Origin of the sequence: Arenimonas sp. (assembly GCF_041913985.1) — a bacterium.
GTDB lineage: Bacteria > Pseudomonadota > Gammaproteobacteria > Xanthomonadales > Xanthomonadaceae > Arenimonas.
Map to the genome: position 1 here is coordinate 43,115 of NZ_JAYSEG010000019.1, position 8,238 is coordinate 51,352.

Consider the following 8,238-nt stretch of genomic DNA (forward strand, 5'->3'; position numbering starts at 1 on the left):
GACGACGAATGGCAAAGATCGTAATCACCGGCGGCGAGCCGCTGAACGGCGAGGTGCAGATCTCCGGCGCCAAGAACGCCGTGCTGCCCATCCTGGCCGCCACCCTGCTGGCCGACGGCCCGATCTCGATCGGCAACGTGCCGCACCTGCACGACGTCACCACCACCATGGAACTGCTGGGCGCCATGGGCGTGCAGCTGATGGTGGATGAAAAGCTCACCATCACCGCCGACCCGCGCTTCATCACCTCCACCGTGGCGCCGTACGAGCTGGTGAAGACCATGCGCGCCTCGATCCTGGTGCTGGGCCCGCTGGTGGCGCGCTTCGGCCACGCCGAGGTGTCGCTGCCCGGCGGCTGCGCCATCGGTTCGCGCCCGGTCGAGCAGCACATCCGCGGCCTGCAGGCGCTGGGCGCCGAGGTCGTGGTGGAGAACGGCTTCATCAAGGCCCGCGCCGAGCGCCTGCGCGGCGGCCGCTACGTGTTCGACATGATCACCGTCACCGGCACCGAGAACGTGCTGATGGCCGCCGTGCTGGCCAAGGGCACCACCGTGCTCGAGAACTGCGCGATGGAGCCCGAGGTGGTCGACCTGGCCAACTGCCTGATCGCCATGGGCGCGCAGATCGAAGGCGCCGGCACCAACCGCATCGTCGTGCACGGCGTCGACCGCCTGGCCGGCATCCACTACGACGTGCTGCCCGACCGCATCGAAACCGGCACCTTCCTGGTGGCCGGCGCCATGACCGGCGGCCGCGTGGTGGCCCGCAAGACCCGCGCCGACATCATGGACGCGGTGCTGGTGAAGCTCGAGGAAGCCGGCGCGCAGGTGACCACCCGCGACGACACCATCGAAGTGGACATGCGCGGCAAGCGCCCGAAGGCGGTGAACCTCACCACCGCGCCTTACCCGGCCTTCCCGACCGACATGCAGGCGCAGTTCGCGGCGCTCAACACCATCGCCGACGGCGTGGGCGTGATCACCGAAACCATCTTCGAAAACCGCTTCATGCACCTCAACGAGCTGCAGCGGCTGGGCGCGGACATCCGCATCGAAGGCAACACCGCCATCATCCGCGGCGTGCCGCAGATGACCGGCGCGCCGATCATGGCCACCGACCTGCGCGCCTCGGCCTCCCTGGTGCTGGCCGGCCTGGTGGCCAAGGGCGAGACCATCGTCGACCGCATCTACCACATCGACCGCGGCTACGAGAACATCGAAGAGAAGCTCGGCACCCTGGGCGCGAAGATCCGGCGCCTGCCGGGCTGATCAGCGGATGGCGGTGATGCGCAGGTCGATGCGCGCGCCGTCCTCTTCCACCTGCAGGATGCGCAGCGGCAGCCAGCCGTGGTTGCGGGCCAGCCAGATCTTGGTCTGGCGGCCGCCGGGGGTGTCGCGCCGGCGCTCCAGCCGCAGCGCCCGCTCCACGCCGATGGCCGTGCGCAGGCGCACCGCCGCCGTCACTTCGTAGCGCTGTTCCTCCACGCCCTTGCGCTCGGCGATGGGGAAACGCAGCAGGCCGCGCTGGCCGTCGGCCACCGCCACCATCATCGCGGCGGTCACCGCCTGCTTGTCGAGCAGGCCGGGCCGGCCGGCGTAACGCGTGGTTTCGCCCTTGTAGGTGCTGGTGACCGCGTGGCTGCGCGGGTCCACCGTGGTGTGCTGCTCGCGGGTGTTCCAGGCGGCCTTCTGGCGCATGCGGTAGTCGTTGGACTCCAGGCCGTCGCCGGTCCAGCGCAGGCGCGAGGTTTCCTCGCGCTTCACGCCGGCCATGGCGGCCAGGCCGGCGGTGCCTTCGCTGCGGGTGCTCATTTCGAAGCCGCCCTCGGGCAGGGCGCGAAGGCGGATGTGGCCCACGCCGATCACCTCGCCGTTGCGGCGCACTTCGTAGTCGGCCTCGAAGGGCTTGGGTGGCGCGGCGGCCGCGGCGAGCAAGGGCAGCGCCAGCAGGGCGGCCAACAGGAACTTACGCATGGCCGGGCTCCGGGTGCAGGTGGTCGTCGGCGCCGAGCTGCAGCGGCGCGCGCAGCGGTCGGCCCTCGTATTCGAAGCCGGCGGCGCCCAGGCGCGCGCGGCCGCTGGCCAGCAGCGCCACCGAGGCCACCAGCAGCGCGTGTTCGCGCGGCAGCAGGCGTTCGGCCAGCGCTTCGGGCGTGTCGCCGGCCAGCACCGGGATGCGCGCCTGCGCCAGCACCGGGCCGGCGTCGAGCGCGGGGATGACGGCGTGCACGGTGGCGCCGTGCTCGGTTTCGCCGGCGGCCAGCACCTTGGCATGCGTGTCCAGGCCGGGGTGGCGGGGCAGCAGGGAGGGGTGGATGTTGACCATGCGGGACTCGAACCTTCGCACCGTGCGCTCGGAAATGATGCGCAGGTATCCCGCACAGACGATGAGGTCGGGCTGAACCGCCGCGACGTCGCTGAACAGCGCCTCGTCGTGGGCGTCGCGGTCGGCGTAGTCGCGCGGGCGCCGGGCCACGGCGTGCAGGCCGGCCGCACGGGCGATGGCCAGCGCGTTGCAGGCAGGCTTGTCGGAGAACACGCCGGCGATGCGCGCCGGCAGGCGGCCGTCGGCGATGGCGTCGAGCAGCGCCTGCAGGTTCGTGCCGCGGCCCGAGGCCAGGACCGCCAGCGAGAGCGCGGACATCAGCCGATGCGCACGCGCTCTTCGCCGGTGGCCTTCACCACCTGGCCGATGGCGCGGTGGGCCAGGCCGCGGCGGGCCAGGTCGGCCGACACGGCCGCCACGTCGCCCGGGGCCAGCACCAGCACGAAGCCGACGCCGCAGTTGAAGGTGCGCCACATTTCCGGCGCCGGCACCGCGCCTTCGCGCTGCAGCCACTCGAACACCGGCGGCAGCACGATGGCCGAAGCCTCGATGTCCAGGCCCAGGCCCTCGGGGATGACGCGGATGATGTTCTCGGTCAGGCCGCCGCCGGTGATGTGCGCCATGGCGTGCAGGTCGTGCGCGCGCAGCAGCTCGAGCACCGGCTTGACGTAGATTTCGGTGGGCGCCATCAGCGCGTCCACCAGCTTCACGCCGCCGACCTCCAGGTCGGCCGGGCGGCCGGCGCGGTCGTAGATGCGGCGCACCAGCGAATAGCCGTTCGAGTGCGGGCCGGAGGAGGCGATGCCCAGCAGCAAGTCGCCCTCGCGCACCTTGGCGCCGTCGAGCAGCATCGACTTCTCCACCGCGCCGACGGTGAAGCCGGCCAGGTCGTATTCGCCCGGCGGGTACATGTCGGGCATCTCGGCGGTTTCGCCGCCGATGAGCGCGCAGCCGGCCAGCTCGCAGCCCTTGGCGATGCCGGAGACCACCGACACCGTGGTGTCCACGTGCAGCTTGCCGGTGGCGAAATAGTCCAGGAAGAACAGCGGCTCGGCGCCCTGCACCAGCACGTCGTTCACGCACATGGCCACCAGGTCGATGCCGATGGTGTCGTGGCGGTTGAGCTGCTGGGCCAGCTTGAGCTTGGTGCCCACGCCGTCGGTGCCGCTCACCAGCACCGGCTCGCGGTACTTGCCCGACAGGTTGAACAGGGCGCCGAAGCCGCCCAGGCCGCCCATCACTTCCGGCCGGAAGGTGCGCTTGACCAGGGGCTTGATGCGCTCGACGACTTCGTTGCCGGCATCGATGTCGACGCCCGCATCGCGGTAGGTGAGGGGGGTAGGCGTGGTCACGGGCGGGTCCGGGCGCGGGAAAGACCGCCATTCTACCAAGCGAGTCGGGGGGGGGGGGGGGGCCCCCCCCCCCGCGCCCCCCCGGGGGGGGGGGGGGGGGGGCGCCCCCCCCCCCCCCCCTCTCCCCGGGCCCTGTGGGGGGCGGGCTCCCCCCCCCGACCAGCGCCGCCGCCGTTGGACGCTCCGCCCCCCATGCGGCACCATTCACGCTCACCCGAGCCCCGCCCGAGCCCATGCGCCCAGCCCTGTCCGTCCTCGTTTCCGCCGCCCTGCTGGCCCTGGCCCTGCCGGCCGCCGCCCAGTTCGAGCCGGTGGACGTGCCCGCGCCGGCCGCCGTGGCCGAGGCCCCGGCGCGCGACCTGTCCCTGTACGTGGGCGAGACCGAGCTGATGTCGCAGGGCGCCGGCGAACGCCGCGCCGCCACCGCCCGGGCCCTGGCCCAGGTGCTGGTGAAGCTCACCGGCAACCCGCTGGCCGCCGCCAACCCGGTGGTGCGCCGCGCCTTGGGCAACGCCGCCGGCTTCGCCACCGCCGAGCAGACCAGCGAAGGCGAAACGTCCGACCAGCAGGGCAACACCGCCATCGGCGGCGTGCCCGTGTACAAGACCCGCCTGCGGGTGGAATTCGACCCGGGCAAGGTGGACGCGCTGATCGCCGGCGCCGGCCTGGCCTACTGGGGCCCGGACCGCCCGCGCCCGATCCTGTGGCTGGCCATCGACGACGGCCGCGGCGCGCGCCTGGTGAACAGCCAGCAGCTCAACGTGGTCAAGCCGCTGGCCACCCGCGGCACCGAGCGCGGCCTAAGCTTCGGCCTGCCTTCGGGCAGCGCGGTGGAGCAGGCCGCGGTAGAAACCATCTGGGCCCAGAACCCGGTTCCCATGCAGGCGCTCACTGAGCGCTACGGCAACCAGACCCAGCTGCTGGGCCGGCTCTACCGCGCCGAGGGTGGCGCCGGCTGGACCGCCGACTGGGTGCTCAGCCGCGCCGGCAACGAACTTTCGCGCTGGTCCTTCACCGACCCCAGCCCGCAGCGCGCCATCGCCTCGGGCGCCGACGGCGCCGCCGATGCCATCGCCCGCCGCGACGCGGTGGCGGCGAACGTGGGCGAACCCACCCGCCAGGTGGTGCGCATCGCCGGCCTCGGCGGCAGTGACGACTACCTGCGCGCCATGGGCTACCTGCAGACCCTGCCGGTGGTGCGCGAACTGGCCGTGCTCGAGGCCACGCCCGACAGCCTGCGCCTGCAGCTCGACCTGGCGGTCGGCGCCGAGGCCTTCGCCAGCTTCATCGCCGCCGGCGACACGCTCTCGGCCGACCCGGCCAGCCCGGGCGACGCCACGCCCACGTTCCGCCTGCGATGAGCCTTCGCCACCTGCCCAACGCCATCACCGGGCTCCGCCTGGCGATGGCGCCGGTGCTGTTCTGGCTGCTCTGGGCGGGCCATTACCGCGAAGCCCTGTGGGTGGCGGCCGTGGCCGGCGCCAGCGACGCGGTGGACGGGGTGATCGCCAAGCGCTTCGGCTGGCAGTCGCGGCTGGGCAGCCTGCTCGACCCGGTGGCCGACAAGCTGCTGCTGGGCGCCGCCATGGCCGGGCTGTGGCTGGCGCAGGCGCTGCCGGCCTGGCTGGTGGGGCTGGTGCTGGCGCGCGACCTGGTCATCGTGGCCGGCGCCGCCGCCTGGTGGCGCCTGGCCGGGCCCTTCAGCGGCCAGCCCAGCGTGCTCAGCAAGCTCACCACCGGCGCGCAGATCGCGCTGGTGCTGGTGTGCCTGGTGGACCTGGCCGGCTGGGACATCCCGCTGCGCTGGCGCATCGAAGGCCTGCTGGCCGTGGCGCTGCTGACCTTCCTCAGTGGCGTGGATTACGTAGTTCGCTATGGTGTGCGTGCCTGGCGCCACCCGAGGACCCCCGCCGAATGAACGCCACCGTCGATCCCTTCAGCGACCGCCGCCGCTGGCAGTGGCTGGCCCTGGCCGTGGGCCTGGGCGTGCTGGTGTGGCTGCTCGGGCCGGTGCTCACGCCCTTCGTCATTTCGGCGCTGCTGGCCTGGCTGGGCGACCCGCTGGTGCGCCGCATCGAGCGCAGCGGCCGTTCGCGCGGCACCGGCGTGGTGCTGGTGTTCGGGCTGATGAGCCTGGTGCTGGTGCTGGGCGTGCTGCTGCTGGTGCCGCTGATCGAAAGCCAGGTGTCGAAGTTCATCGACTGGCTGCCGCGCTTCGGCCTGTGGATCACCGGCACCGCGGTGCCCTGGGCCGAGCACCGCTTCAAGGTGGATCTGGCCGGTTACGTGGATCCGAGCCAGCTGATCGAATTGCTCAAGCAGCACTGGCAGCAGGCCGGCGGCGTGGCCGCCACGGTGTTCGGCGGCGTGTCGAAGTCGGGCCTGGCCATCCTGGGCTGGCTGGCGAACCTGGCGCTGATCCCGGTGGTCACCTTCTACTTCATGCGCGACGGCTGGGGCATGCTCGAGAAGGTGCGCGTGATGCTGCCGCGCCCGATCGAACCCGTGGTGAGCCGGCTCACGCGCGAATCCGACCAGGTGCTGGGCGGCTTCATCCGCGGCCAGCTGAGCGTGATGATTTCGCTGGGCGCCATCTACGCCGTGGGCCTGACGGCGGTGGGCGTGGACCTGGGCATCCTGATCGGCCTGGTGGCCGGGCTGGTGAGCTTCGTGCCTTACTTGGGCGCCATCGTCGGCCTGGGCGCGGCGGTGATCGCCACGATGGTGCAGCACGGCGACCTGATGCACCTGGCGCTGGTGCTGGGCGTGTTCGGCCTGGGCCAGCTGCTGGAAAGCTTCTGGCTGACGCCGTGGCTGGTGGGCGACAAGATCGGCCTGCACCCGGTGGCGGTGATCTTCGCCATCATGGCCGGCGGCCAGCTGTTCGGTTTCCTGGGCGTGCTGCTGGCGCTGCCGGTGGCGGCGGTGGCGGTGGTGGTGGGGCGTTACGCCTACGACCGCTACACCCACAGCCGCCTGTACGGCGCCGACGACGAAGTGGTGCCGGCCGACGTGGCCGCGGCCGTGGCCAAGGTGCCGGTGGGCAGCGAGGGCGACGAATACGCCGCGCCGCCGCCGGGTGATGCCGGGCAGGGGCCGACGCCGAACCCGTGAGCACGCCGCAGCTGCCGCTGTCCCTGCGCGCGCCGCCGGACCAGCGACTCGACGCCTTCCACGGCCAGCCCGTCGTGCGCGACGCGGTGCGCGCCGCCGCGCGCGGTGAGTCGCGCGACTGGCTGTTCCTGGCCGGCCCCGCGGGAAGCGGCAAGAGCCACCTGCTGCTGGCCGCCTGCGCCGAAGCCGCGGCGGCCGGCCGGCGCGCGGCCTACCTGCCGCTGCCGGCCTTCGCGGGCCGGCTGGCCGACGCGCTGGCGCAGCAGGAAGGGTTCGACCTGGTGTGCCTGGACGGCCTGGACGCCATTGCCGGGAATGCGGCGGACGAAGAGGCGCTGTTCCACTTCCACAATCGCGCCCGCGCCGGCGGCGGCGTGGTGCTGTACGCAGCGCGCGGCAACCCGGCGGCGTTGGGCATCGCGCTGCCCGACCTGGTGACGCGCCTGGGCCAGTGCGTGCGTCTCACGCTGGAACCGCTGGACGAAGCCGGCCGCCGCGCCGTGCTGCGCGAACGCGCCGCCCGCCGCGGGCTGGAACTCGACGACGCGGTGCTCGACTACCTGCTGCGCCGCGTCGACCGCGACCTGGCCAGCCTCACCCGCCTGCTCGATACGCTGGACCGCGCCAGCCTCGCCGCCCAGCGCCGCATCACCATCCCCTTCCTCCGCCAGCACCTCTGACCGCTGCTGGGGCTGGATCAATTGCCTTCGGGGCTGCCACGCATTCCTTCCGCGCTGACGCGAATTCTTTGTAGGAGCGGCTTCAGCCGCGAAGCTTCTCGCGAGGAGCTTCGCGGCTGAAGCCGTTTCCACATACCCGCGGCAACCCGGTGCGTTGCCAGAGCAAATCACACGGGGGTGTCGTCGACTAGCCAGGCGGCATCCCAGAACGGGTAGTCGCCGATGCGTGCGACCAGCCCCGCGCGAATTGGATTGGCGACGAGGTAGCGCGCCGTCCGCCGCAAATCCGCATCGCGCCGCAAGGCGTGGTCGAAGCAACCTCGCGCCCACACCGGGCCGGTGCGCTGCATGGCCAGGTTGAAGTCATGCGAACTGCGGCCCTTCGCCATGCGAAGCACTTCGCCCAAGGCGTCGTTGCCCTCAAGGCGCAGCAGGCCATGCCAGTGATCGGGCATGAGGACCCACGCGAGCAGACTAGCGCGACGCCAGTTCGCCGGGCCTGAAAGGAAGCGACACATAGCCGAAGCAGCGTCCCAGCCGGCGAAGAGCCGCTGTCGGCCTGCGGTGGTGAACGTAAGGAAGTACGCCTCGCCCGCGAGCGAATGGCGGCCTTTGCGCAATGCGGCGTGTCCGGGCGTGGGCAACAGGTAGGCCATGGGCCAGCCTGCGCTGGCCCAGCCGCCCCTGGCATCATCCGTTCCATCAAGTCCTTGTAGGAGCGGCTTCAGCCGCGAAGCTCCTCGCGAAAAGCTTCGCGGCTGAAGCCG

At 72.2% G+C, this 8,238-nt stretch carries 9 protein-coding genes; 5 read left to right on the forward strand and 4 right to left on the reverse strand.

Annotation, left to right across the window (positions count from 1 at the left end; translation table 11 throughout):
* Positions 1-8: 8 nt before the first annotated feature.
* On the forward strand, positions 9-1,268 hold the full coding sequence (gene murA, locus ACE3Q2_RS08280; RefSeq protein WP_374473694.1) for a UDP-N-acetylglucosamine 1-carboxyvinyltransferase: 1,260 nt from the start codon (positions 9-11) through the stop codon (positions 1,266-1,268).
* Here the strand turns inward: murA and ACE3Q2_RS08285 are convergent, their stop codons facing one another.
* The 3 genes from ACE3Q2_RS08285 to purM are packed head-to-tail and all read right to left on the reverse strand — an operon-like array spanning position 1,269 to position 3,677.
* A complete protein-coding gene (locus tag ACE3Q2_RS08285) occupies positions 1,269-1,973 on the reverse strand; it encodes a DUF3108 domain-containing protein (RefSeq protein ID WP_374473695.1) in 705 nt (234 codons plus the stop codon). It lies immediately after the preceding gene.
* Positions 1,966-2,643 carry a phosphoribosylglycinamide formyltransferase gene (gene purN, locus ACE3Q2_RS08290; RefSeq protein WP_374473696.1) on the reverse strand — a complete coding sequence of 226 codons (678 nt, stop codon included), beginning with the start codon at positions 2,641-2,643 and terminating at the stop codon, positions 1,966-1,968. Before purN ends, ACE3Q2_RS08285 begins: the two co-directional genes overlap by 8 nt.
* A complete protein-coding gene (gene purM / locus ACE3Q2_RS08295) occupies positions 2,643-3,677 on the reverse strand; it encodes a phosphoribosylformylglycinamidine cyclo-ligase (RefSeq protein ID WP_374473697.1) in 1,035 nt (344 codons plus the stop codon). Before purM ends, purN begins: the two co-directional genes overlap by 1 nt.
* Before the next feature lie 233 nt (positions 3,678-3,910).
* Here purM and ACE3Q2_RS08300 point away from each other — a divergent pair, with 233 nt between their 5' ends.
* The 4 genes from ACE3Q2_RS08300 to hda are packed head-to-tail and all read left to right on the forward strand — an operon-like array spanning position 3,911 to position 7,471.
* Positions 3,911-5,038 carry a DUF2066 domain-containing protein gene (locus tag ACE3Q2_RS08300; protein WP_374473698.1) on the forward strand — a complete coding sequence of 376 codons (1,128 nt, stop codon included), beginning with the start codon at positions 3,911-3,913 and terminating at the stop codon, positions 5,036-5,038.
* Positions 5,035-5,595, forward strand: a complete 561-nt coding sequence (locus ACE3Q2_RS08305) for a CDP-alcohol phosphatidyltransferase family protein (RefSeq protein WP_374473699.1) — start codon at positions 5,035-5,037, stop codon at positions 5,593-5,595. Before ACE3Q2_RS08300 ends, ACE3Q2_RS08305 begins: the two co-directional genes overlap by 4 nt.
* On the forward strand, positions 5,592-6,791 hold the full coding sequence (locus ACE3Q2_RS08310; RefSeq protein WP_374473700.1) for an AI-2E family transporter: 1,200 nt from the start codon (positions 5,592-5,594) through the stop codon (positions 6,789-6,791). Before ACE3Q2_RS08305 ends, ACE3Q2_RS08310 begins: the two co-directional genes overlap by 4 nt.
* The gene (gene hda, locus ACE3Q2_RS08315) at positions 6,788-7,471 is read left to right on the forward strand and encodes a DnaA regulatory inactivator Hda (RefSeq protein ID WP_374473701.1); all 684 of its coding nucleotides are present in this window, start codon (positions 6,788-6,790) and stop codon (positions 7,469-7,471) included. Before ACE3Q2_RS08310 ends, hda begins: the two co-directional genes overlap by 4 nt.
* A 167-nt stretch (positions 7,472-7,638) precedes the next feature.
* Here the strand turns inward: hda and ACE3Q2_RS08320 are convergent, their stop codons facing one another.
* Complete coding sequence (locus tag ACE3Q2_RS08320; protein ID WP_374473702.1) at positions 7,639-8,127, reverse strand: transposase; 489 nt, start codon at positions 8,125-8,127, stop codon at positions 7,639-7,641.
* Positions 8,128-8,238 lie beyond the last annotated feature (111 nt).